Here is a 24,842-nt window from a genome sequence, read left to right on the forward strand (position 1 = left end):
GATGTGGGACAAGCGCCAGGATCCGGGCGACAACCTGCTGACGGATCTGCTCTCGGCGGTCGACCAGGGCAAGGCGACCGAGGAAGAGGCGATCGGCCTGGCGGCGGGCATGCTGGTGGCGGGGCACGAGAGCACCGTGGCGCAGATCGAATTCGGCCTGCTGGCCATGTTCCGCCATCCGCGACAGCGCGAACGCCTGGTCAGCGATCCATCCCTGGTGGACAAGGCGGTGGAGGAAATCCTGCGCATGTACCCGCCGGGCGCGGGCTGGGACGGCATCATGCGCTATCCGAGGACCGACGTGACTATCGCGGGCGTGCATATCCCCGCGGAGAGCAAGGTGCTCGTCGGCCTGCCGGCGACGTCGTTCGATCCGCGCCATTTCGACGACCCGGAAATCTTCGATATCGGACGCGACGAAAATCCGCACCTGACGTTCTCGCACGGGCCGCACTACTGCATCGGCATGGCGCTGGCCAGGCTGGAACTCAAGGTGGTGTTCGGTTCGATCTTCCAGCGCTTTCCCGCGCTGCGCCTGGCCGTGGCGCCCGAAGCGCTGAAGTTGCGCAAGGAGATCATCACTGGCGGGTTCGAGGAGTTCCCGGTGCTCTGGTAATTCACGGACGCCGCCGGGAATCGCAATCTCTCCGCAACTTGCCGGCGCCCCTGGCGCGCCGGTCAGATCAGCCAGCCAATAGGTAACCAAGATGGACGTGCAAGAAACCATGGCAGCATGCCGGGACGCCTTCGCCGAACTCGCCTCGCCAGCGTGCATCCACGACCCGTATCCATTCATGCGGTGGTTGCGCGAGCACGATCCGGTGCATCGCGCGGCGTCAGGCCTCTTTCTGTTGAGCCGCCACGCCGACATCTACTGGGCGCTCAAGGCCACGGGCGATGCGTTTCGGGGACCGGCTCCGGGCGAACTGGCGCGCTATTTCCCGCGTGCGGCGACCAGCCTTTCGCTCAGTCTGCTGGCGTCCACGCTAGCGATGAAGGAACCACCGACGCATACGCGTCTGCGCCGGCTGATTTCGCGCGATTTCACCATGCGCGAGATCGACAACCTGCGGCCGAGCATCGCGCGCATCGTCGCAGCGCGCCTGGACGCCATGGCGCCCGCGCTGGAGCGCGGGGAGGCGGTGGACCTGCATCGGGAATTCGCGCTGGCCTTGCCTATGCTGGTGTTCGCCGAACTGTTCGGCATGCCCGAGGACGAGATGTTCGGGCTCGCCGCCGGCATCGGCGCCATTCTGGAAGGCCTGAGCCCGCACGCCGGCGATCCCCAACTCGCCGCGGCGGATGCGGCCAGCGCCAAGGTGCAAGCCTACTTCGGTGAGCTCATCCGGCGCAAACGCACCGATCCCCGCCACGACATCGTCTGGATGCTGGTCGGCGCACACGACGACGATGCCGACACGCTGTCAGATGCGGAGTTGATCAGCATGCTGTGGGGCATGCTGCTGGGCGGCTTCGCCACCACTGCTTCGAGTATCGACCATGCGGTCTTGGCCATGTTGGCGTTTCCCGAACAGCGGCACTGGCTGCAGGGGGACGCCGTGGGGGTGAAGGCATTCGTCGAAGAAGTCCTGCGCTGCGACGCGCCCGCCATGTTCAGCTCCATTCCGCGTATCGCCCAGCGCGACATCGAACTGAGCGGCGCGGTAATCCCAAAGAACGCGGACGTGCGCGTGCTGATCGCGGCCGGCAATCGCGACCCCGAAGCCTTCGCCGATCCCGACCGCTTCGATCCCGCGCGGTTCTACGGCACCAGTCCTGGCATGTCGAGCGATGGGAAGATCATGCTGAGCTTCGGCCACGGCATCCACTTCTGCCTCGGTGCGCAACTCGCCCGGGTGCAGTTGGCCGAGAGCCTGCCGCCGATCCAGGCGCGCTTCCCCACGCTGGCATTGGCCGAGCAGCCGACCCGGGAGCCCTCCGCGTTCCTTAGGACGTTCCGCGCGCTGCCGGTGCGGCTGCAAGCGCAGGTGGGCTGAGATGCGCGTGGTGGTCGACCAGGACCTGTGCGGAACCACCGGGCAGTGCGCGCTGACGCTGCCGGGCACCTTTCGCCAGCGCGAACCGGACGGAGTGGCCGAACTGTGCGTGGCAACGATTCCGCAGGCGCTGCACGCCGCCGTGCGGCTCGCAGCCAGCCAGTGCCCAGTCGCCGCCATTCTGGTCATCGAAAGCGACGCTGGCGATGAGGAGCTCGCCAGCGCCGACCCTGCGCCTTCTCCGGTGGAGGTCGAGCGGCATGCCGCGAAAGACCAACGCAATCCAGGAGGACACGATGGGACGGTTTGAAGGCAAGGTGGCGGTGGTGACCGGCGCCGGCGCCGGCATCGGCAAGGCATGCGCCCTCGCCATCGCGCGCGAGGGCGGCAGAGTGGTGGTGGCCGACATTGATGCCTCGGCGGCCATCTCCTGCACCACGCAGATCGCGGCCAAAGCAGACCACACGCTGGCCCTGGCCATGGACATCGCCGACGCGCAGGCGGTGGCAGCGCTGTTCGAGGCGGCGCAGCGGCACTTCGGTGGGGTCGACCTGCTGGTGAACAACGCGAGCGCCATGCATCTGACCCCGCGCGACTGCGCGATCCTCGACCTGGACCTGGCGGTCTGGGATCAGACGATGGCGACCAATCTGCGCGGCACGCTGCTCTGCTGCCGACAGGCCATCCCACTGATGATCGCCCGCGGCGGTGGCGCGATCGTCAACATGTCGTCATGCCAGGGGCTCAGCGGTGACAGCGCGCAGACGTCCTACGCCGCGTCGAAGGCGGCGCTGAACATGTTGTCGGCCTCGCTCGCCACGCAGTATGGTCATGCGCAGATCCGCTGCAACGCCGTTGCGCCGGGTCTCATCATGACCGAGCGTCTCCTCGCCAAGCTTGACGAATGCATGCAATGGCATCTGCGCCGGCACCAGCTCCTGCCGCGTGTCGGCCGCCCCGAGGACGTGGCCGCGCTGGTGGCGTTCCTGCTCTCCGACGATGCTGCCTTCATTACCGGGCAGGTCGTGTGCATCGACGGCGGCATGCTGGCGCATGTGCCGACATACGCCGACGGAGGCAACAGCCCCGCCGCGCGGCCTACCGGGGGCATCGCCGAAGCGGCCGCGGAGCAGCACTGCTGATGGACATGCTGCTCAACCCCCTGGACCGTCGGCACCGGCTGCGGCATGACATCCCGGTCATGCCCGGCGCTTTCCCGCTGATCGGGCATCTTCCCGCCATCGTCTGCGACCTGCCGCGCCTGCTGCGGCGCGCGGAACGGACGCTGGGCAGCTACTTCTGGCTGGATTTCGGCCCTGCCGGCCACCTGATGACCTGCATGGATCCGGATGCGTTCGCACTGCTCCGACACAAGGACGTGTCCTCGGCGCTGATCGAAGAGATCGCGCCCGAATTGCTTGGCGGAACGTTGGTCGCCCAGGACGGCGGCGCGCACCGGCAGGCGCGCGATGCGATCAAGGCAGCGTTCCTGCCGAAGGGGCTGACCCAGGCCGGGATCGGCGACCTGTTCGCGCCCGTCATCCGAGCGCGGGTGCAGGCGTGGCGCGACCGCGGCGACGTAACCATCCTGCGCGAAACCGGCGACCTGATGCTCAAGCTAATCTTCAGCCTCATGGGAATCCCCGCGCAGGACCTGCCGAGGTGGCATCGCAAGTACCGGCAACTGCTGCAGTTGATCGTCGCGCCCCCAGTCGACCTGCCCGGACTGACCTTCCGGCGCGGCCGCGCCGCCCGCGACTGGATCGACGCGCAGTTGCACCAGTTCGTCCGCGACGCGCGCGCGAATGCCGGGCGCACCGGGTTGATCAACGACATGGTGAGCGCCTTCGATCGCAGCGACGATGCGCTCTCCGATGACGTACTGGTCGCCAACATCCGCTTGCTGCTGCTCGCCGGTCACGACACCACCGCCTCGACGATGGCCTGGATGGTGATCGAGCTGGCGCGGCAGCCTGTGCTGTGGGACGTCCTGGTCGAGGAAGCGCAGCGCGTAGGCGCGGTGCCGACCCGGCACGCGGACCTGGCGCAGTGTCCGGTCGCCGAGGCGCTGTTCCGCGAGACGCTGCGAGTGCATCCGGCGACCACGCTCCTGCCGCGTCGCGCGCTGCAGGAATTGCAGCTCGGCCAGCGGCGCATTCCCGCGGGCACCCACCTGTGCATCCCGCTGCTGCATTTCTCGACCTCGGCGCTGCTGCACGAGGCGCCTGATCAGTTCCGCCTGGCGCGGTGGCTGCAACGCACGGAGCCGATCCGGCCGGTGGACATGCTGCAGTTCGGTACCGGCCCACACGTCTGCATCGGCTACCACTTGGTATGGCTGGAAATGGTGCAGTTCTGCATCGCCTTGGCGCAGACCATGCACGAGGCCGGGGTGCGGCCGCGTTTGCTGAGCGGCGTCGAAAAAGGCCGGCGCTATTACCCGACCGCACATCCGTCCATGACAGTCCGCATCGGTTTCTCATGACCTGGCATGGCATGCCCCGTGTGGCGAGGCAGCGGCGCCGGCGACGGGCAGCATTGCAGCACTCGGCGCAACCGCTCGGCGCCGGCAAAACTGCGGCGGCTCGGCGCTCGCAGTGGCCGTGTCAGGTACAAGGACTATGAACAACATGCAGACCGGTTCCACGCTACACGACGACCGAACTGGCGTTTCCGCGCTCGGCGGATTGGGCGCGCAGGCGCGCGGCGCATCCGGCGCGCTACCGCCGGAGATCTGGATGCAGGACGGCGCAAAGCGGGTCGAACAGGCGCTTGCGCGTCTTCTCTGCGCCGAAGATGACGGTGAGACCGAGCTGATGGCGGCCATGCGCTACGCCACCTTGCACGGCGGGAAGCGCACCCGCGCCTTGCTCTGTCTGGCTGCCGGCGCACTGGCCGATACGCCGGCGCACATGCTCGACGACGTCGGAGCCGCCATCGAGATGATGCACGCCTGTACCCTGGTCCACGACGACCTGCCCGCGATGGACAACGACGTGCTTCGCCGCGGCCTTCCGACCGTGCACGTCAAGTTCGGCGAAGCCACTGCGATCCTGGTCGGTGATGCGCTGCAGGCGCACGCCTTCCTGACCTTGGCGACGCTGGATGCGCCGGGTAACAACCGTATAGCGCTCGTGCGCGAACTGGCGCAGGCGGTGTCCGCCGAGGGTGCCGCAGGCGGGCAAGCCTTGGATCTGTCGCTAGTCGGAAAGCACGTCGAGCTGGACAGGATCATGGCGATGCACCGGATGAAGAGCGGGGCGCTAGTACGCGCGTCCGTCCGCATGGGCACGCTATGTGCCATTGCGGAGGATACGGTGCACGCTGCGCTGTACCGTGCGCTCGATCGCTACAGCGCCTGTTTCGGGCTCGCCTTACAGGTGGTCGACGACATTCTCGACGCGACAGCCGATGCCGCGACGCTGGGCAAGACCCCCGGCAAGGACGCGGCGGCGCAGAAGCCGACTTGCGCGTCGATCATGGGGCTGCAGGCAGCGCGCCAGTTCGCGCTGGATTTGTTGCGCGACGCCGGGGAGGCCATCGCCCCGCTGGGGCCGCGTGCGGAACCGTTGGCGCAGATGCTGCAGCGGGCCAAAGCGTATCTCTGCAAGCACGCGCCATGCGCATGAGCGCGCCCGTCCGAATGAAGTCGCCCATGTGCCGCTGCGATCGGCCGGGGCCAGCGGTGCATGCTGCGCTGCGTCCGAGTCCGCGGTGATGGTCAGCGATTGCCCAGCACGGCCGCGGCACACCGGCGCGCCGCGCGCAAGCCTATGCAGCGCACCGGCGCCAGCATCGGGGCGCGTCGCCGCGCCTCAGCAGGGCGGCCGCCCGGCGTTGCACATGCGCCGGGCCGCGACGCGACGGGCCTGCGGCGAGGCGCGCGGCGTCTGCCCGATCCTGATTCTCGTCAACCGTCTGCCGAAGGAACATCCCGCGTGAACGCGCTGTCCGAACAGGTCCTTTCCGAACTGCGCCACCTGCTGAGCGAGATGAGCGATGGCGGCGCCGTCGGTCCGTCCGTGTACGACACGGCGCGAGCTCTGCATTTCCACGGCAACGTCACCGGACGGCAGGACGCCTACGCGTGGCTCATCGCGCAGCAACAGGCCGATGGCGGATGGGGAAACGCGGACTTCCCGCTGTTCCGCCATGCGCCCACGTGGGCGGCGTTGCTCGCACTGCAACGTGCCGATCCTATTCCCGGCTCTGCCGACGCAGTCCAGGCTGCAACCCGATTCCTCAAGCGTCAGCCCGATCCCTACGCGGATGCGGTGCCGGAAGACGCGCCGATCGGCGCGGAGCTGATCCTGCCGCAGTTATGCGGCGAGGCTTCATCCCTGCTGGGCGGCGTGGCGCTTCCGCGCCACCCGGCGCTGTTGCCGTTGCGGCAAGCGTGCCTGGTCAAGCTGGGGGCGGTGGCGACGTTGCCGACCGGCCATCCGCTGCTGCACTCCTGGGAAGCCTGGGGGACGTCGCCGACCACCGCATGCCCGGATGCTGACGGCAGCATCGGCATCAGTCCGGCGGCCACCGCCGCGTGGCGTGCGCAGGCCGTGACACAGGGGAGCAGGCCGCAGGTCGGGTGCGCCGACGCGTATCTGGAGGCGGCATCGCGGGCGACGCGCAGCGGCATCGAAGGTGTCGTTCCCGGCGTCTGGCCGATCAATGTGTTCGAGCCATGCTGGTCGCTGTACACCCTGCATCTGGCCGGGCTGTTCGCGCATCCCGCGCTCGCTGAGATGGTGCGCGTGATCGTCGCGCAGCTCGAGGCCCGCTTGGGCGTGCGCGGTCTGGGCCCGGCCTTGCACTTCGCGGCCGATGCGGACGACACCGCCGTTGCGTTATGCGTCCTACGCCTTGCAGGCCGCGACCCGGCGGTTGATGCGTTGCGCCATTTCGAAAACGGCGAGCTATTCGTCACCTTCCCCGGCGAGCGCAATGCTTCGGTCTCGACCAACATCCATGCCCTGCATGCGTTGCGACTGTTGGGAAAGGCCGCCGCCGGCACTAGCGCCTACGTCGAGGCCAATCGCAACCCGCACGGTCTATGGGATAACGAAAAATGGCATGTCTCTTGGCTGTATCCCACCGCGCATGCGGTCGCTGCGCTGGCTCAAGGCAAGCCCCACTGGCGCGACGAGCGCGCGCTGGCGGCGCTGCTACAGGCGCAGCGCGACGACGGCGGCTGGGGCGCCGGTCGCGCGTCCACATTCGAGGAAACCGCCTATGCGCTGTTCGCGTTGCACGTGATGGACGGAAGCGAAGAGCCGATAGGGCGCCGACGCATCGCGCAGGCCGTGGCGCGTGCGCTGGAGTGGATGCTCGCCCGCTATACGGCGCATGCATTGCGGCAGATGCCGCTGTGGATCGGCAAAGAACTGTATTGCCCCACCCGGGTGGTGCGCGTGGCCGAACTCGCCGGGTTGTGGCTGGCGCTTGGTTGGGGGCAGCGCGTGCTGGCCGAGGGAGCAGGAGCGGCGCCATGACCCAGACCGAACGCGCGCTGCAGCAGGTGCTGGAGTGGGGGCGTTCCCTGACCGGGTTCGCCGACGAGCATGCCGTGGAAGCGGTCAGGGGCGGCCAGTACATCCTGCAGCGCATCGACCAGAGCCTGCGCGACACCAGCGCCCGCACTGGCCGCGATCCGCAGGATGAAACGCTGATCGTGACGTTCTATCGCGAACTGGCGCTGCTGTTTTGGCTCGACGATTGCAATGACCTTGGGCTGATCGCCCCGGAGCAGCTCGCCGCGGTGGAGCAGGCGCTGGGGCAGGGCGTACCGTGCGCACTCCCCGGATTCGAGGGCTGCGCTGTGCTAAGCGCTTCGCTGGCCGGGCTCGCCTACGATCGTCGCGACTATGCTCAGCTTCTCGACGATACCCGGTGCTACTGCGCGGCGCTGCGCGCCGGAGACGCGCAGGCAGCAGGGGCGGAACGCTGGTCCTACGCCGAGTACCTGCACAACGGCGTCCATTCGATCGCCTACAGGAACGTGTTGTGTTGCCTGTCGTTGTTGTGGGGGCTGGACATGGCGACTTTGCGCGCGCGTCCGGCGTTTCGCCAGGTCCTGCGGCTCATCTCCGCGATAGGGCGTCTGCAGAACGATCTGCATGGACGCGACAAGGACAGGTCGGCCGGCGAGGCCGACAACGCGGCGATTCTGCTGCTGCAGCGCTATCCGGCTATGCCTGTGGTGAAGTTCCTCAACGACGAGCTGGCCGGCCATACGCGCATGCTGCACCGAGTGATTGCGGAAGCACGCTTTCCCGCGCCGTGGGGACCGTTGATCGAGGCCATGGCAGCCATCCGCACGCAGTTTTACCAGACCTCGGCCAGCCGCTACCGCAGGGACACTGCGGGGGAGGCCAGCGTGGGCCGGCCTGAAGGCGCGGGAGGCGGCGACGTGCGCGCGCTGCCGTCAGTGCGATCCGACGCAACGCCGTCGCCCGATGCGACCGATGGAGCGAGCATGAACGACTCCGCCCTGAGCCGGCGCAAGGACGACCATCTTGGCATCCTGCTGGATCGGCGAACGGCGCCGGCCACGGTCGCCGCCGGCTGGGAGTATATCCGTTTCGAACACTGCGCATTGCCGGAGTTGGACCTGACGCAGATCGACCTGCGCGCCTCGCTGCTAGGCAAGACTATGCGCGCGCCGCTGCTGATCAGCTCCATGACCGGCGGCACGCCTCGCGCCGAGGCCATCAACCGGCATCTGAGCGAGGCAGCTCAAGCCTTGGGGATCGCGATGTGCGTCGGTTCGCAGCGCGTGAGCCTGCAATCCCGCAACTCCCAGGGGCTGACGCGCGCGCTGCGACACCTGGCCCCAGACATCCCCCTGTTGGCCAATATCGGCGCCGCGCAACTGCGCGAGGCCGACGGCCTAGACTTGGCGCGCCGGGCGGTTGATGCGCTGGAGGCCGATGGACTGATTGTCCATCTCAATCCGCTGCAGGAAGCGCTACAGCCGGAGGGCGACCGCGACTGGCGCAGCGTCCTGGCGCAGATCGCTCGTGCCGCGCGCAGTGTGGGCGTGCCGATCGTGGCCAAGGAAGTGGGCTCGGGCCTGTCCGCCTCGGTGGCCTCTGCGCTCGTCGAGGCGGGCGTGGCGGTGATCGATGTCGCCGGCGCCGGCGGCACCAGTTGGGCCGCGGTGGAGGGCGAGCGGGCCCGCGATGCCGCGGACCGTGCAGTGGCGATGGCGTTCGCCGACTGGGGGATTCCGACCCCGGCCGGGGTGCAGGCGGTACGTCGGGCGCTGCCAACGGTGAAGTTGATCGCGTCGGGCGGAATCCGAGACGGCGGCGACGTGGCCAAGGCCATCCGCCTGGGCGCGGACTTCGCCGGCCAGGCGGCCGGCGTGCTGCCCGCGGCGACGGTGTCCACCGAGGCGGTTGTCGCGCATTTCGAGATCGTCATCCGCCAGCTGGCAGTCGCCTGCTTCTGCACCGGCTCGGCTGATCTGGCGGCGTTGCGTCAGGCGCGCTTGCTGCCCTCGGCGCATCTGCCCGCCGGTTAATGCCGGCGTAGTCCGCACGTGGTCAAAGCGGCGTTGAGCAGCGATGCGCCGCCTGACCTCCATCTCGAACTGTGCGCGGAACGCCAGCGCGCCGGCTGCCTAATCTAGCAGTTGCACTGGCATGCTGTGTGCTCGGCTATCTCGAGCTTCTCCAGTGCCTGCCTGATGTCGTCTCCGGCGTCCTCCGGCAACGGCAAAATGGGGCGCGGTGGCTGGACGTGCGCCAGACCGAGGTATTCGGCGACGACGAACATAACGCGGAAGCTGCCGTAGCGCTTGAACACCGTCCAGAGCGGCTCGAAAGCGCGATTCAACCGAGTGGACTCCACCGCGTCGCCGGACTGCGCCGCACGCGTCAGCGCAAGCGCCGGGACCGCCAGCAGACCTGCCGCAACGCTGTACCAGGTGTCACATCCGGCGAGTAGGGCATCCGCCGCGCCCCAATCGCCGCTGTATCCGATTGTGAACGTGTCAGGCGTCATCGACCGCAAGCGTGCCAGTTCTCCCGTGTAATCCTCATTCACCGCCAGAGGCATTTTCACGGCGACGATGTTGGACACCTCTGACAGCCGGGCGATCAATGCGTCGCTGAATGTGAAGCGCGTGGTGCTTGGATTGTTGTATATGCACAAAGGCAGTTCCCCCGCCTCGGCAACCGAGACGAAGTGCTGGAAGACTTCATCCTCGTTCAGGGGAACGTAGGACATGGGTGCCAGGAGCAGGCCGTCAGCGCCAGCGCATTTTGCATCGCGCGCCAGAGCCTGAGCTTCGTCGGTACGCAATGCACCCACCCCCACGACAAGAGGCGTTTTGCCGCCGATGCATTCCACGGCAGCCTGAACGGCACGCTTGCGCTCTTCCCTCGTGAGGTAAGCATAACCGCCCGTGCTCCCCAAAAGGCCGATGGAGTCTGCTCCCGCTCGTTGAATACGCTCGAGAAAACGAGCCAATGCCTCGGTCTCGACATGCCCTTCCGCATCGGTTGGCGTGAGGGGGAACGCCGACATGCCGCGAAACAAAGTCATCATCCATTCCTTTCGAAGCTACATAGGGGAAAGCAGCATGCGCACCCCGGCGAACACGAAGAACATCGCCAGCAGACTTTCGATCCAACGGCGACAGCGGCGATACAGAGCCACCATCGGCGGTGTGGAGAAGACAATGGCGTAGCCGCAGAATATCGTGACACTTAGGACGGCGCAGCCACCCAATATGGCCGCCATGGTCTGCCACGACGAATTCGGGCCGATCCCCAGTGTGACGAGCGCGATCCATGCCAGCACGGATTTAGGGTTCGCCAAATGCATCAAGAGACCCCTTCCATAGAGCTCACCCCGTGAAAAAGCGACTCCGTCGGTCGAGGCGTGCACCGCCAGCTTCTCGTTCGACGTAAGCGCCGACCGTCCCGCCCTGAAGGCGAGGAATAGCAAGTAAAGGCCCCCGAAAACCTGCAGGACGAGCAGTGCCTGGGCGTACCTGGCCAAGAGGGCGGAGATGCCGGTCGAGGCCATAAAACCCCAGAAGATCGAGCCGCTGACGACGCCAGAGGCGAGTATGAGCGCGGCACCCCTGCCGCGCGACATGGCAACCCCCATGATGCGCATGTTGCTCGGGCCGGGGCTCCCTGCGGCAATGACATAAGCAGCAAAGACGATGAGCAACTGATGGAGATCGACATTCATTCTCTCAGCCCTTGATAATCTCAATCGGATCGATCGCACCGGATTGCCACGGCCATGGATCCGTCGACCGGAAACGTCATCCGGGGGCGATGGCAATTTCTTGGCTCGCAATTTTGCATCAAGGCATTCAATCTTCCGACCAGGGCATTCGTCGCCTCCGTCAATGCGTCGTCCGGCACGGTCTCCAACGCAGGTGACGCAAATGTCGTCGCGCCATCGTTGACTGCCTCCCCGTTCATCATTGTGTCGGGCATTCCACTCCCGTCAGAAGTGGCATCGACGTGGACGCTCGCGGCTCTAAATCCCCATGCAATATTCTCTATTCGACGTCGATGATGGGACCCTCAAATATCCAGGCAACTCCATCAATTCGAGCGCAAGCACCAAGAACGGCGCGACCGGTCCCAATCGCTTCCCTGACTGCAAGCCAATATTGCAGCTCACTGGCTCAAGATAAACTGCCACTTTCTGAGATTTTCAGCGGTCCAGTATAGGAGGATTCTCGCAGTACGGGAGCGACGGGTCGAATTTGCTCAAGAAGGCACGGCCGCAGGTCGCAGGTTGAACAGCTCCATCACCCGCAGCGGCCCCGGCTTCGTCCATCCATAGCGTGAATGATAGATATCCTAATAATCAATTTTACTGATCTTACTGGATTTCATTAGAAGATTCTAACTGAGCGGGCCGGGCGCGTGTTCGGCCTCGTCTGCGTCGGCTGAAGCTGCCGGGAAGAATTCGGAGAAAAACATGTGCGGGATTGTTGGCATCGTTGGGCAACAGCCGGTGTCGGAGCGCCTGGTCGACGCGTTGAAGCGTCTGGAATACCGCGGCTATGATTCGGCCGGCATTGCGACGATCACCGAGGGCACCTTGCACCGCCGGCGCGCCGAGGGCAAGCTCGTCAATCTCGAGACGAGGCTGCAGGAAGAGCCGCTGAGTGGCACCATCGGCATCGCCCACACCCGCTGGGCAACCCACGGGCCACCGACGGAACGCAATGCACACCCGCACTTCACGGACGGTGTAGCCGTCGTCCATAACGGTATCATCGAGAATTTCGCCGAGCTGAAGGACGAATTGGCGGCGACGGGAACCGAGTTCCAGACCGACACAGACACCGAGGTCCTTGCGCATCTTTTGGCAGGACACCGCCGGGCGGGCATGGGGCGCGGTGAGGCGGTGCATGCCATGCTGAAAAGCGTAAGGGGTGCCTACGCGCTTGCCATCCTCTTTGAAGATGATCCGTCGACCATCATTGCGGCGCGCAATGGACCACCGCTGGCGATCGGTCATGGCGATGGCGAGATGTTCCTGGGCTCCGACGCGATCGCGCTTGCTCCATTCACGAATGAAATCACCTATCTCGTCGACGGCGACTGGGCCGTAGTCAGCAGGACGGGCGCCGACATCTTTGATAACGACGGCCTCCCCGTCGCGCGTCCGCGCCAGACCTCCATGGCCGCGGCCACTCTGGCCAACAAGGGCAATCATCGCCACTTCATGGAGAAGGAAATCCTCGAGCAGCCCGAGGTCATCGCCGATGCGCTCGGTCAGTATACCAACATCATAGAAAATGGCGCCGATGCGGTATTTGGCATCGACTTCGCCAGGATCCCGAGCTTGGCGATCTCTGCCTGCGGCACCGCGTATCTCGCCGGACTGATCGGAAAATACTGGTTCGAGCGCTATGCGCGCCTACCGGTCGAAATAGATGTTGCATCCGAATTCCGCTATCGCGAGATCCCGCTGTCGCCGCAGTCTGCGGCTCTTTTCATTTCCCAGTCGGGCGAAACCGCCGATACGCTGGCAGCGCTGAGGTACTGCAAGCAGCTTGGGCTGAAAATTGGCGCCGTTGTCAATGCGTGCGAATCGACCATCGCTCGGGAGGCTGATGTGGTCTTCCCGATCCTTGCCGGCCCGGAGATCGGCGTCGCCTCCACCAAGGCCTTCACCTGCCAGCTCACCGCTCTTGCAGCACTCGCCATCCACGCAGCCAAGGCCCGCGGAACAGTGACGGAAGCTGAGGTGCAGGCGCTCGTCGGGAGCCTCACGGAAATGCCGCGCCTCATGAGGCAGGTACTGGACAGCGTCCAGCCGGAGATTGAGCTTCTGTCGCGCGAACTGTCAAAGTTTCATCATGTCCTGTATCTCGGCCGTGGCACAAATTTCCCACTGGCGATGGAAGGTGCGCTGAAGGTCAAGGAGATTTCCTACATCCACGCCGAGGGCTATGCGGCAGGTGAATTGAAGCACGGTCCTATCGCATTGATAGACTCGAACATGCCAGTGATCGTCATCGCGCCACATGATCGCTTTTTCGACAAGACCCTCTCCAACATGCAGGAAGTGGCCGCCCGCGGAGGGCGCATTATCCTCATCACCGATGGCAAAGGGGCAGCCGCATCGAAACTCGATACGATGCACACGATCGTGCTGCCGGCCACCGACGAGATTGTCGCGCCGATGATCTTCTCGCTGCCGATACAGCTTCTTGCGTATCACACGGCAGTCTGCGTGGGCACAGATCTCGACCAGCCACGCAACCTGGCGAAATCAGTCACCGTCGAATGATTGGGAAGCTTTCATAGGTACGCTCGCACCATTGGCAAAACTCCAAGCCCCTTCAACCGGTGCAGGCGCGCACCGCCTGGGTGGAACATGCCGGTTAGCAACGATTGGTTATCCCTTTGGCCGCCCCTCACGCTGCTTGGGCTGGGCCTACGGGCAAACCCGGTCGAGAAGAGCATCGAATACGCAGCAATGGCGCTAATCACCGATGCTCCTGCCGCACGCGGATAAACCCCTCCGATGTCCACTATCACGTCCTCGGCCAGGATCGCCGAGCGTCTAGCTGAACTAAGAGAACGGATCGGATCAGACCCGTGGGCCGCACAGATTGCCGGCACGTCAGCGGCTCGATGATTGCGGCTCGCGCGTGGTCTTCGTCGGTGAGACGGTAGCCCCTTGACTTCGCCAGGCGGCCAGCTGCGATGTGCCGGCTGTAGCCATCCCGTGTAACCTCCTTCTGGGCATAACGCTCGCCGGTACCCCCGGCCAGTCGCAAGAGGATCGAGCGATGATCGGACGCTTCCAGGAACCGCTCGAAGGTTCGGTCGAGCGGACGACCGAAATAGCGGCCGCACAGCACGAGATTGGGCGAGACAAAGACAGGGACGATCAGCGACTTGAAGGGCGCCTTGACGTAAGTGATCGGCCTGTTAGAAGGATCCTGCGCGGCGAGCGCGGGCACGCCGGCGGCGGTCAGCGCGTCGAGGTCTTTGGACGCCAGGTTGGATTCCGCCGATCCGGTCGATATCGAAGCTGGGATACTGGCCGAGCTCCGCATCCGACTAGTCGGATGCGCCATGCCGCCTTCCAGCAGCATCTCCTCGCCCAGGCGGACGCTGAAGGGAAGGGGATAAGATACTAGCCCCAAACCGTGTGCACGATACTCTCGACGGGAAACCCATGGCGCTTGTCGCGGACCAGCGCGTCCTCATACCGTCGCTGTCCAGCCAAGGCTGAACAGCGCTTATCGCTGCGAATCAGACCGAAAGCGGAACGGCCTGATATAGCGCAGAGACTCAGGAGAGCGCAGTGGTAAGGATGGAAGGCATCAACATGGGACGGTAAGTATTGCAGACCATAAAAGATCGCGAGGCCCGCCTGCCTTGGTACACCATCTATCCGACTGTCTCGGAGTTCTCTGGGGCGGTCGGCGCCGAGGCTTATGAGGAATGGCTCAAGAACCTACCGGCTGACGATCCGGCGTCACTCTACTTGCACGTTCCGTTCTGCCGATCAAAGTGCTGGTTTTGCGGCTTTCCCACCGCCATCACTCGCCATGATGCGCCGATCTTCGATTATCTGGCGGCGCTGCGTGACGAGATACGTTTGGTCTCGGAGCACGCGCCGCAGGCGCTGCCCGTCAGCGATGTGCATTTTGGCGGCGGAACGCCAACTCTCATGGGGCCAGTAGAGTTTCTCGCCCTAATGGAGTTCCTGCGCCGCCACTTTGCGCTCGCGAAAACGGCTACGATCGCCGTTGAGATCGACCCACGCACGTTCACGGCCGAGATGGCCGAAGCCTTGGAAGCAGCAGGCGTGAGCCGCGCGAGCCTCGGCGTGCAGAGCTTCGATCCCATTGTTCAAAAAGCGATCAACCGGGTCCAAAGCGAGGCGCAAACGGCGGCTGCCGTCGAAATGCTGCGTCGGCATGGAGTGAGAAGCATCAACTTCGACCTCATCTTTGGTCTCCCGCATCAAACGGTGCAATCTTGCGTCGAGACCACGAGAGCGGCGGTCGCCATGCGCCCCAACCGGCTTGCGGCGTTCGGCTACTCGCACATCCCGTCCTTTATTAAGAATCAGCGCCTCATCGAGGAGGCATCTCTTCCAGGCAGCGCTGCCCGCGCCGAACAGCATGCGGCCATTGCTGTGACGCTGATTGCCGCCGGCTACCGAGAGATCGGGCTCGACCATTTCGCCTTGCCCCACGACGATCTCGCCCTAGCACAGAAAACCGGTCGCCTGCGACGCAACTCGCTGGGTTACTCGGCCGACACCTGCAAAACCGTGATCGGTTTCGGCGCGTCGGCTATCGGGCGTGTCGGCGAGGGTTACGTCCAGAACGAGGTTACACGGGATTCCTACAGCCGGCACATCGCAGCTGGCCGTCTGGCGACGTCAAAGGGCTACCGTCTTACCGACGAAGACCGCGCGCGAGCCGCAATCATCGAGCGACTAATGTGCGATCTCAAGGCCGATGTGCCGGCAATCTGTGCCGCCCACGGGTCTGATCCGATCCATTTTCTCGAATCAGCTGAACGCTTGGCGATGCTTACCAAGGACGGAATTGTGGACATCGAAAAGGGTTTTGTCCGCGTATCGCGGCAGCATCGCTTTGCGATTCGCGCTGTTGCTGCCGCATTCGATGCTTTTCTCGACCGGGTTGCCCCGTGAGTCAGCCAACGAGTGTGAGGGAGGCCAAGGCGACGCCGAAGCGAAAGTCGACGCACATGCGGTTTGCCTTCTTGTAGATCAGGATTTTTTAGCCGTCGCCGGCGTAGCGGGCCTCAAGCGGCTTCCCGCCCTCCAAGAAGGCCGCGGTGAGGGCGCAACGAGCCTCGAGATCTGCTTCCGATATGCGGACGGCTGCACAGGCGACGCGCAGATAGGCGAAGCGGGGAAGCAAAAGTTTCTCAAGAGTGGTGAAGAAGCCCGGCCTCGTTAACGCCAGCGAGCGCCCCTCAGGAGCGGCAGCCAAGGAGCAGCCGTTTATCGGCGATCGACTAAAACGATCGGTCGTGTGGAGTTGGTCGACACCTGTGAACAAGCCGTGTGCGACATTGCAATAATCCATCTAATGGCTCAACTGCCCACATGGCCGTGAATGAACTGGATTTGTTGGTTTTCCAGATGGCAGTGGAAAGCGTCCGCTCACTCTGCTTGAGCTTCAATGACAAAGCGGCGGAAATAGCAGCGAGGAGCCGCGGAACCCTGCTTTTCGACGTGCGGGTTGACGATGACGCCGACATTCAGCGGATCGCAGCCATCCGATATCGAGACGACCAGATGGGTGTGGTGGCGTTGGACAGACAAGGCCTTGTTAGCCGCTACTGCGTCGTAAATGGTACCTTTTCCCGCTTCATTGTGCCGTTGGAAAATTGGACCAGCATGCCGGTGTCAATGCAGGCCAAAATCGATGTCACTCACCTTGCTAGCCTGTTCCTAGGGGCGTTGCGAAATGCGGGTCATATGCTTGGCAACTAGCGCTTGGCGGAACGCGTCTGTGGAATCCGCGTGGGCGTTGAACCGGTGGCCCATCGAGTTTCTGCAGCGCGCAGATGTGCCACGGCCGGGGAGTGATAGCCGCCTGTTCGACAGCATCGCCGGCGAACCTTGACACACAAGGAATGTTGGCAATTCGGCGTCCGAGAAGATCGCCCAAGATATCCTCAGCGCCCAATATGTCCCAGCTCGCCTGAGAAATTCCCATGGCGGCCAGGCTCACCTCGCGATCCGATCTCGATAGGCCTGTTGTGCCCCAGATCGGACTCGATGTTCAGGATTCCTCAGCGGCTTGCCCGCACCGCCACCGCCAGCTCTCCTACCAAATATCCGACGTGCTCACGATAAGCACGAACGATACGGGCCCCGCTCCGACACAGCAGTCAAGACTTGCTCGGGAATGCGCGAATATCGATACACATCTCGAAGGGAGAGCAACGGCGCGCCAAACAGCCTCATCGCACCAAGTCGTACATAGGGTGTATTCCCGTTCCGGCCGCGCCGGGCGATTCTCGATCCACCTCTCCAGAACGGCGGAGCAATCTCAGTGACGCCCACAAAGCTTCTGATTGGGCAGATCGCCATTGTGTTCGCCATCGTTCTCCTCGGCGTGTGGGCTGCCACACAATGGTGCGCTCATATGCTAGCCTTTCAGGAACAACTCGGCGCGCCCTGGTTTGTCGCGGCTGGCTGGCCGATCTACGAGCCGTGGAAACTGTTGGAATGGTGGTTCCAATTTGATGCCTATGCGCCCGAGGTATTCGACAAGGCCGGCATGCTTGCGGGCACCAGTGGATTGATGGGTTTTGCCGCTGCGATCGCTGGTTCCCTCTGGCGCGCGCGTCAGCGCGGGTTGGTCACTACCTATGGCTCCTCTCGATGGGCGGCGACGCGGGAGATCGAGAAAGCAGGGCTGTTTCAGCCGGCAGGCGTCTTCCTTGGCAAACTGAATGATCGGTATCTGCGTCATGACGGGCCAGAGCACGTCATGGCGTTTGCGCCGACACGTTCGGGCAAGGGCGTCGGACTGGTTGTGCCAACTCTTGTCTCCTGGTCCGGATCGGCCGTCATTCACGACATCAAAGGCGAGAACTGGCAGCTGACCGCCGGCTGGCGGTCGAGGTTCTCATATTGCCTATTGTTCAATCCGACTGATCCGCGATCGGCCCGCTACAACCCGCTCTTGGAAGTGCGCAAAGGTCCGAACGAGGTCCGCGACGTTCAGAACATCGCCGACATCTTGGTCGATCCTGAGGGCGCGCTGGAGCGGCGTAATCATTGGGAGAAGACCAGCCATTCACTCTTGGTCGGCGCCATCCTGCACGTCCTCTATGCCGAGGAGGAAAAGACACTCGCTCGGGTCGCCACGTTCTTGTCGGACCCGCAGCGCTCATTTGTTGCAACGCTACAGCGGATGATGACGACCGACCATCTGGGCGCGGCGGAAAGGCCTCAAGTACACCCCGTTGTGGCTTCTGCGGCGCGCGAGGTGCTGAACAAGTCGGAGAACGAGCGTTCAGGCGTCCTCTCGACCGCCATGTCTTTTCTCGGGCTCTACCATGATCCGACCGTGGCTGCGGCCACTTCGTCTTGTGACTGGCGGATTGCCGACTTGATGGATGCCGCGCGACCTACATCGCTCTATCTGGTCGTGCCGCCATCTGACATTTCGCGCACCAAGCCTTTGGTGCGACTGATCCTGAACCAGATCGGCAGACGGCTCACGGAGCGCCTCGAGGGTGACCCAAAGAAGAGTCGCAAGCATCAACTGCTCATGATGCTGGATGAGTTTCCGGCGCTCGGTCGCCTCGACTTCTTTGAGACCGCGCTCGCCTTTATGGCCGGTTACGGAATTCGCGCCTACTTGATCGCGCAATCGTTGAACCAGATCTCCAAAGCGTATGGCGAGAACAACGCCATTCTGGACAATTGCCATGTGCGAATTGCCTTTTCCTCCAACGATGAGCGCACGGCCAAGCGAATCTCGGACGCGCTTGGCACGGCCACGGAATTGAGATCGATGCGCAACTATGCGGGCCACCGGCTGGCGCCCTGGCTCTCGCATGTCATGGTGAGCCGCCAGGAGACGGCCCGCCCGCTGTTGACGCCGGGCGAGGTGATGCAATTGCCGCCCTCGGACGAACTGGTGCTCGTTTCGGGATTGCCCCCCATCCGCGCCAAAAAGCTGCGCTACTACGAGGATCAGAACTTCACCGAACGGATGCTGCCTGCGCCGGTGCTGCATGACGGTCTCTACCCCGACTGCCCTGCGCCGCGCCAAGACGACTGGACTGGCCAAGTACGCCGAGTCGACCGTCGTCTTGCCTCCGACGACGAAAACGCTGGCGCCGCGCTTGCGGACGAGGGAGGTGTTCAGCAGCAGCGCCATCCCGGCCTGCCCGAAGAACATACCGCCGTCACCCGGGAACCGGACCAGGACGATCTGTCCAGACCCGCAGACGATGATAGCGAGGCGATGGCCGACAAGCGCGTCATGGACCGGATCTCCACCGTCGGACGTGCCTATGGCATCAACGAGGGAAGGGGCGATGACAAGGATATCGTCCCCGGCTTCTGAAGGCCGGCGCGTAGCCGGCGTACTTCAGCGTAGATAACGGCCATAAGCGATTTCGGGGGTTTGGCCGATGCTTGTTCCCGTCGCCGGCGCAACGCCGGCCCGTCGGAACGAGCCGCATGAAGACCCACCGCATTCGTCACCAGTTTCTGCTCGAACCCGAATTGAGCGAGAGGCTGGAGAACCTCAGTCGCGATCCCTCGACGACCAAATCAGCCATTGTGGCCAAGGCTGTTGAGGCGTTCATCGAGCGGCGTGGCGAGAACGAGCTCGACCGGCGCTACGGTGTGCGGCTCGATCGTCTTTCACGCGACCTCGTTCAAGTCCGGCGCGATGCCGAAATGATCCTGGAGAGCCTGGCGCTCTTCATTCGCTTTTCGATCACGCTTCACGCGCACACGCCGGTTCCAGACAAGGCGACGCAAGCCATTGCTCAGGACCGTTTCGACAAATTCATCGAGCAGGTCGGTCGCCAGATTGCTTCCGGGAAACGGTCTCTCGGCAAGGAGAACGGCAGGGGAGGGGAACGATGAGCTCTCATCCGGAGGCCGACCATCGTCGCCGCGCGATGCTGCGCACCGCCATGGGCCCTGCGATCACCGAGGCGCTCTCCGATTCATTGGTGATCGAGGTGATGGTCAATCCCGACGGCGCGCTGCGGCTCGACCGGTTGGGCGAAGGCCGCGTCGATACGGGCGTGCACATGCATCCTTCGGAGGCGGAGCGCATTATCCGCCTGGTCGCGTCCCATATGCGCGCCGAGGCTCATGCCGACAACCCGATCGTCAGTGCGGAACTGCCGTCGGGCGAACGATTCGAAGGACTGCTGCCGCCTGTGGTGCTGGCGCCGTGCTTCGCCATTCGCAAACCAGCGGCAAAACTCTACACGCTGGCCAACTATGTCGCCGACCGCATCATATCGCCGCTGCAGGCCGATGTGCTGAGTAAGGCAGTGCGCGAGCGGCGCAATATCCTGGTCGCAGGCGGCACGTCCTCGGGCAAAACGACCCTTGCCAATGCGCTGCTGACCGAAGTCGCCGACTGCGACGAGCGGGTGATCCTGATCGAGGATACGCGCGAGCTGCAATGCGCAGCAAAGGACTGCGTTGCCTTGAGAACGAGGCGTGGTTCTGTAACGCTTGCCGATCTCGTGCGCACGACGCTCCGGCTCAGACCCGACCGCATCATTGTCGGCGAAGTGAGGGGCGCGGAAGCGCTCGATATGCTCAAGGCATGGAACACGGGCCACCCCGGCGGCATCGCCACCGTTCACGCCAATTCGGCGCGCTCGGCTCTTTACCGTATTGAGCAACTCGCTCAGGAGGCCGTCGTCACCGTTCCTCGACGCCTCATCGCCGATGCGATCGATCTGATCGTCTTCATCGCCGGGCGCGGATCATCGCGCCGCATCGACGCGATTGCTGAGGTCACCGGTCTCGACGGCAGCGGCGATTACGCCGTCACCCAGCTCACGCCTCCTCAACTCCAGCAGCTTTGAAAGGTACTTCATGCTCAAGAAGCTTCGCTTTCTTTCGTCCACCGCGCTCGCGCTTCTAGTCACCGCCCCGGCATACGCGGCTGGTTCCGGCATGCCCTGGGAACAACCGCTGCAGCAAATTTTGGAATCTGTGCAGGGCCCGGTCGCCAAGATCGTCGCGGTGATCATCATCATCACCACCGGCCTGACGCTCGCCTTTGGTGACACGGCCGGCGGTTTTCGCCGGCTTATCCAGATCGTCTTCGGGCTGTCGATCGCATTCGCGGCATCGAGTTTCTTCCTCTCCTTCTTCTCCTTCGGCGGCGGGGCACTCGTCTGATGGCCACCGGAGAACAGCATATCGACGGCTTCGAGGTACCGGTTCACCGGTCGCTGACCGAGCCCATCCTGCTTGGCGGTGCGCCGCGAGCGGTAGCGATCCTCAACGGTACAGTTGCCGCAGCCATCGGGCTCGGCCTTGAGCAATGGATAGCCGGGCTGGTGCTCTGGACTGCCGGCCACACGCTGGCGGTCTTTGCCGCCCGCCGCGATCCGGACTTTGCCAGCGTGCTTGTCCGGCACCTTCGTCTGAGGGGGTGGCTGGCATGCTGAACCTTTCGGAATATCGCGGGAAGGCCGACCGGCTTGCCGACCATCTGCCCTGGGTAGCACTCGTCGCGCCGGGCATCGTGCTCAACAAAGACGGCAGCTTTCAGCGGACGCTGCGGTTCCGCGGCCCCGATCTCGAAAGCGCGACGGAAGCCGAACTCATCGGCATTTGCGCGAGGGCGAACAATGCGCTGAGACGCCTCGGCACCGGCTGGGCATTGTTCTTCGAGGCAGAACGCGTCGAAGCGTTGGGCTATCCGGCCTCGCGCTTTCCCGACGCGGCGTCGTGGCTCATCGATGAAGAACGGCGCGCGGCTTTCGAGGGCAAGGTCGCGCATTTCGAGAGCCGCTACCATCTAACATTGCTGTTCATGCCGCCAGCGGACAGCCAGGCTCGTGCGGAAAGCGCGCTCGTCGACTCTCATCATCCAGAATCCGAAAGAGACTGGCGCCAGGAGCTATCGCGGTTCCGCGACGATACCGACCGTGTGCTGGATCTGCTGTCCGGCTTCATGCCCGAAGTGCGCGCGATCGACGATGCCGAGACGCTGACTTACTTACACGGCACAATCTCGACCCGTCGCCATCCGGTCACAGTACCGGAAACGCCGATGTATCTGGACGGCATCCTAGTCGATGCGCCGCTCACCGGCGGCTTGGAACCGATGCTGGGCGATCAGCATCTTCGCACGCTTTCAATTCTTGGTTTCCCGAACCTCACTCGCCCCGCAATCCTCGATGCCCTCAACCATCAGGATTTTGCCTATCGTTGGACGACGCGTTTTATCCCTCTCGACAAGACGGAAGCGACCAAGACGCTTACCCGGTTGCGGCGGCAGTGGTTTGCCAAGCGCAAATCGATCGTGGCTATCCTGCGCGAGGTTGTAAGCAACGAGCCCGTTCCGCTCGTTGACAGCGATGCCGACAACAAGGCGCTCGATGCCGACGAAGCACTTCAGACATTGGGCGGGGATCATGTCGGCTTCGGCTATCTCACCACGACCGTGACGGTGTGGGACGAGGATCGCCAAGCCGCCGCGGAGAAACTTCGCGCGGTCGAGCGCATCGTCAATGGGCTCGGCTTCACGACAATCCGTGAAAACGTCAACGCGGTCGAGGCGTGGCTCGGGTCGCTGCCAGGCCATGCCTATGCCAATGTTCGCCAGCCGCTCATTCACACGTTGAACCTTGCCCATCTTATGCCGCTGTCGTCGGCGTGGGCCGGTCCGTCGACAAACGAGCATCTCGCCAAGGTCACCCGGCAAGAGGCCCCTCCGCTTCTCTTCGCCGTGACCAGCGGGTCGACCCCGTTTCGGCTCTCCACTCATGTCGACGACGTCGGTCACATGCTGATCGTTGGTCCGACCGGTGCCGGCAAGTCGGTCCTGCTTGCGCTGATCGCACTTCAGTTCCGACGCTATGCCGGCGCCCAGGTCTATGTCTTCGACAAAGGCAATTCAGCCCGCGCAGCAACACTCGCCATGGGTGGAGAGCACCACGCACTGGGTGCCGACGGGGCGCTTTCGTTCCAACCGCTGCGCAACATCGACGACCAAGCCAGCCGGAGCTGGGCGGCCGAATGGATTGCCACCCTCATCGCGCATGAGAACGTCACCATCACGCCTGAGGTGAAGGAGGCAATCTGGTCGGCGCTCGGCAGCCTCGCCACCGCGCCGGCGCAGGAACGTACGCTGACCGGCCTTTCGGTCCTGCTTCAGTCCAATGCGCTGAAGTCCGCATTGATGCCCTACACACTAGATGGCCCCTACGGCCGGCTGCTCGATGCCGATGACGATCGCCTGGCTCTGTCCGACGTGCAGTGTTTCGAGACCGAGGAGCTGATGCACAGCCAAGGCGCTGTGCTGCCGGTGCTCACCTATCTGTTCCATCGTCTCGAGGAGCGGTTCGACGGACGGCCGACGCTGCTCATGCTCGACGAGGCTTGGGTCTATCTCGACAACCCGCTGTTTGCCGCCCGCATTCGCGAATGGCTGAAGGTGCTGCGCAAGAAAAACGTGTCGGTGATCTTCGCTACGCAGTCGCTTGCGGATATCGCCGGCTCTTCAATAGCGCCCGCGATCATCGAGAGCTGCCCGCAGCGGATTTTTCTTCCGAATGACCGCGCCGTGGAGCCACAGGCGAGAGCGGCCTATGAGGGCTTCGGTTTGAACGAACGGCAGATCGAAATGGTCGCCCGCGCGATGCCGAAGCGGCAGTACTATCTGCAGTCGCGTCGCGGCAACCGCCTCTTCGAGCTGGGCTTGGGTCCCATCACACTCGCACTTTGCGGCGCCTCCGACCCAGCCACACAGACGCTGATCGACAGCGTCTTGTCCGAAGACGGGCAGGAGAATTTTGCCTCCCGATTTCTCGATGCGCGTGGCCTCGGTTGGGCCGCCGAGCATCTCCAGCAATTCCCTCAACCTGACATGGAGCAATCGTCATGATGCGACGCCGCCTTCTCTCCAGCCTGATCACTCTTTCCCTAATCGCCAAGCCATTGGCCGACTATGTCCAGCCAGCCTATGCCCTGATCGTCTTCGATCCATCGAACTATACGCAGAACATGCTCTCGGCCGCGCGCGCGTTGGAGCAGATCAACAACCAGATCCAGTCGCTGCAGAACCAGGCGACCATGCTGCAGAACATGGCGCGCAATCTTCAGAGCATGGACTTTTCCTCGGTTGGCCAGCTTACCGGTTCGCTGCAACGGATCGACGGGCTGATGGACCAGGCGAGTGGCCTGAGCTTCGATGTCGGCAAGCTCCAGGACCAGTGGCGCCAGCAGTATCCAGAAAGCTACGACGCCACGATCAAGGTCAGCGACGTGGCGAGCGCGGCTCGCGAGCGTTGGCAGAGTGCCATGCAGGCGTTCCGCCAGACCATGGGTGTCCAGTCGCAAATTGTTGAGAATGTCCGCGGCGATGGCGACCTGCTTGCCGACCTTGTCAACCGCAGCCAAGGCGCGGCCGGTGCGCTTCAGGCAAGCCAAGCCACCAATCAGCTGATCGCGCTTTCGACCAAGCAGCAGATGCAGATCCAGACGCTGCTTGCGACGCAGTTCCGCGCCGAGGCCGAGGATGCCGCCCGCAAGGCGCAGTCCGAGGAAGCTGCCCGACAGACGACAAAACGCTTCCTGGGCACCGGCACCGCCTATCCCGGCAACTGATCACTCGCACTTCAACATGAG

21 protein-coding genes and 2 pseudogenes are annotated in these 24,842 nt (G+C 63.8%); 19 read left to right on the plus strand and 4 right to left on the minus strand.

What is annotated here, in order from left to right:
- From CK215_RS28370 to fni, 9 genes and pseudogenes are all read left to right on the plus strand, one after another.
- Positions 1–616 (plus strand): cytochrome P450 (locus tag CK215_RS28370; protein WP_141245563.1); only part of this gene is annotated, 616 nt, incomplete at its 5' end.
- A gap of 91 nt (positions 617–707) precedes the next feature.
- A complete protein-coding gene (locus CK215_RS28375) occupies positions 708–1,997 on the plus strand; it encodes a cytochrome P450 (RefSeq protein WP_095832900.1) in 1,290 nt (429 codons plus the stop codon).
- Position 1,998: 1 nt separating this feature from the next.
- On the plus strand, positions 1,999–2,307 hold the full coding sequence (locus tag CK215_RS28380; RefSeq protein ID WP_095776552.1) for a ferredoxin: 309 nt from the start codon (positions 1,999–2,001) through the stop codon (positions 2,305–2,307).
- Positions 2,294–3,139 carry an SDR family oxidoreductase gene (locus CK215_RS28385; protein ID WP_095832901.1) on the plus strand — a complete coding sequence of 282 codons (846 nt, stop codon included), beginning with the start codon at positions 2,294–2,296 and terminating at the stop codon, positions 3,137–3,139. The genes CK215_RS28380 and CK215_RS28385 overlap by 14 nt, the downstream gene beginning before the upstream one ends.
- On the plus strand, positions 3,139–4,482 hold the full coding sequence (locus CK215_RS28390; RefSeq protein WP_095832902.1) for a cytochrome P450: 1,344 nt from the start codon (positions 3,139–3,141) through the stop codon (positions 4,480–4,482). The genes CK215_RS28385 and CK215_RS28390 overlap by 1 nt, the downstream gene beginning before the upstream one ends.
- A gap of 136 nt (positions 4,483–4,618) precedes the next feature.
- The gene (locus CK215_RS28395) at positions 4,619–5,626 is read left to right on the plus strand and encodes a polyprenyl synthetase family protein (RefSeq protein WP_170950424.1); all 1,008 of its coding nucleotides are present in this window, start codon (positions 4,619–4,621) and stop codon (positions 5,624–5,626) included.
- A 309-nt stretch (positions 5,627–5,935) separates the two neighbouring features.
- A complete protein-coding gene (locus CK215_RS28400; protein ID WP_095832903.1) occupies positions 5,936–7,486 on the plus strand; it encodes a hypothetical protein in 1,551 nt (516 codons plus the stop codon).
- Positions 7,483–8,384 (plus strand): annotated as a pseudogene (locus CK215_RS28405) (hypothetical protein). Before CK215_RS28400 ends, CK215_RS28405 begins: the two are co-directional and overlap by 4 nt.
- Positions 8,385–8,469: 85 nt before the next feature.
- Positions 8,470–9,519 (plus strand): type 2 isopentenyl-diphosphate Delta-isomerase, encoded by a 1,050-nt coding sequence (gene fni / locus CK215_RS28410; RefSeq protein ID WP_095832909.1) that lies wholly within the window; start codon positions 8,470–8,472, stop codon positions 9,517–9,519.
- A gap of 104 nt (positions 9,520–9,623) precedes the next feature.
- Here fni and CK215_RS28415 read toward each other — a convergent pair whose 3' ends face one another.
- Together CK215_RS28415 and CK215_RS28420 are read right to left on the minus strand one after the other, a co-directional pair.
- The gene (locus CK215_RS28415; RefSeq protein WP_095832910.1) at positions 9,624–10,544 is read right to left on the minus strand and encodes a dihydrodipicolinate synthase family protein; all 921 of its coding nucleotides are present in this window, start codon (positions 10,542–10,544) and stop codon (positions 9,624–9,626) included.
- A gap of 18 nt (positions 10,545–10,562) precedes the next feature.
- Positions 10,563–11,201: a LysE family translocator gene (locus CK215_RS28420; protein WP_095828278.1), complete on the minus strand. Its 639-nt coding sequence runs from the start codon at positions 11,199–11,201 to the stop codon at positions 10,563–10,565.
- Positions 11,202–11,948: 747 nt separating this feature from the next.
- On the opposite strand from CK215_RS28420, the gene glmS reads away from it, so the two are divergent.
- Positions 11,949–13,772, plus strand: coding sequence for a glutamine--fructose-6-phosphate transaminase (isomerizing) (gene glmS, locus CK215_RS28430; protein ID WP_095832904.1), 1,824 nt, complete (start codon positions 11,949–11,951; stop codon positions 13,770–13,772).
- A gap of 199 nt (positions 13,773–13,971) precedes the next feature.
- Here the strand turns inward: glmS and CK215_RS28435 are convergent.
- A pseudogene (locus tag CK215_RS28435) lies at positions 13,972–14,244 on the minus strand (coproporphyrinogen III oxidase); the annotation flags it as partial.
- Between the two features lie 593 nt (positions 14,245–14,837).
- Between CK215_RS28435 and hemN the strand changes: the two are divergent.
- Entirely contained in the window at positions 14,838–16,163 is a 1,326-nt protein-coding gene (hemN, locus tag CK215_RS28445; protein WP_095807908.1) for an oxygen-independent coproporphyrinogen III oxidase, read from the plus strand.
- An 88-nt stretch (positions 16,164–16,251) separates the two neighbouring features.
- On the opposite strand, the gene CK215_RS31500 is transcribed toward hemN, so the two are convergent.
- A complete protein-coding gene (locus CK215_RS31500) occupies positions 16,252–16,563 on the minus strand; it encodes a hypothetical protein (RefSeq protein ID WP_143749642.1) in 312 nt (103 codons plus the stop codon).
- 20 nt (positions 16,564–16,583) lie between these two features.
- Here CK215_RS31500 and CK215_RS28455 point away from each other — a divergent pair, with 20 nt between their 5' ends.
- The 8 genes from CK215_RS28455 (at position 16,584) to trbJ (ending at position 24,821) form a co-directional block, all read left to right on the plus strand.
- A complete protein-coding gene (locus tag CK215_RS28455; RefSeq protein ID WP_095776542.1) occupies positions 16,584–16,973 on the plus strand; it encodes a hypothetical protein in 390 nt (129 codons plus the stop codon).
- Between the two features lie 565 nt (positions 16,974–17,538).
- The gene (locus CK215_RS28460) at positions 17,539–19,569 is read left to right on the plus strand and encodes a conjugal transfer protein TraG (RefSeq protein WP_095776541.1); all 2,031 of its coding nucleotides are present in this window, start codon (positions 17,539–17,541) and stop codon (positions 19,567–19,569) included.
- Between the two features lie 116 nt (positions 19,570–19,685).
- Positions 19,686–20,099 carry a CopG family transcriptional regulator gene (locus tag CK215_RS28465; RefSeq protein ID WP_095776689.1) on the plus strand — a complete coding sequence of 138 codons (414 nt, stop codon included), beginning with the start codon at positions 19,686–19,688 and terminating at the stop codon, positions 20,097–20,099.
- Complete coding sequence (gene trbB, locus CK215_RS28470) at positions 20,096–21,064, plus strand: P-type conjugative transfer ATPase TrbB (protein WP_095828282.1); 969 nt, start codon at positions 20,096–20,098, stop codon at positions 21,062–21,064. The genes CK215_RS28465 and trbB overlap by 4 nt, the downstream gene beginning before the upstream one ends.
- A 10-nt stretch (positions 21,065–21,074) precedes the next feature.
- Entirely contained in the window at positions 21,075–21,383 is a 309-nt protein-coding gene (locus CK215_RS28475; RefSeq protein WP_095776539.1) for a TrbC/VirB2 family protein, read from the plus strand.
- Positions 21,383–21,655: a VirB3 family type IV secretion system protein gene (locus CK215_RS28480; RefSeq protein ID WP_095776538.1), complete on the plus strand. Its 273-nt coding sequence runs from the start codon at positions 21,383–21,385 to the stop codon at positions 21,653–21,655. Before CK215_RS28475 ends, CK215_RS28480 begins: the two co-directional genes overlap by 1 nt.
- A complete protein-coding gene (gene trbE, locus CK215_RS28485; protein ID WP_095828283.1) occupies positions 21,649–24,099 on the plus strand; it encodes a conjugal transfer protein TrbE in 2,451 nt (816 codons plus the stop codon). The genes CK215_RS28480 and trbE overlap by 7 nt, the downstream gene beginning before the upstream one ends.
- Positions 24,096–24,821: a P-type conjugative transfer protein TrbJ gene (gene trbJ, locus CK215_RS28490; protein ID WP_095776536.1), complete on the plus strand. Its 726-nt coding sequence runs from the start codon at positions 24,096–24,098 to the stop codon at positions 24,819–24,821. Before trbE ends, trbJ begins: the two co-directional genes overlap by 4 nt.
- Positions 24,822–24,842 lie beyond the last annotated feature (21 nt).

Origin of the sequence: Mesorhizobium sp. WSM3864, from assembly GCF_002294955.1 — a bacterium.
Taxonomy (GTDB): Bacteria; Pseudomonadota; Alphaproteobacteria; order Rhizobiales; family Rhizobiaceae; genus Mesorhizobium.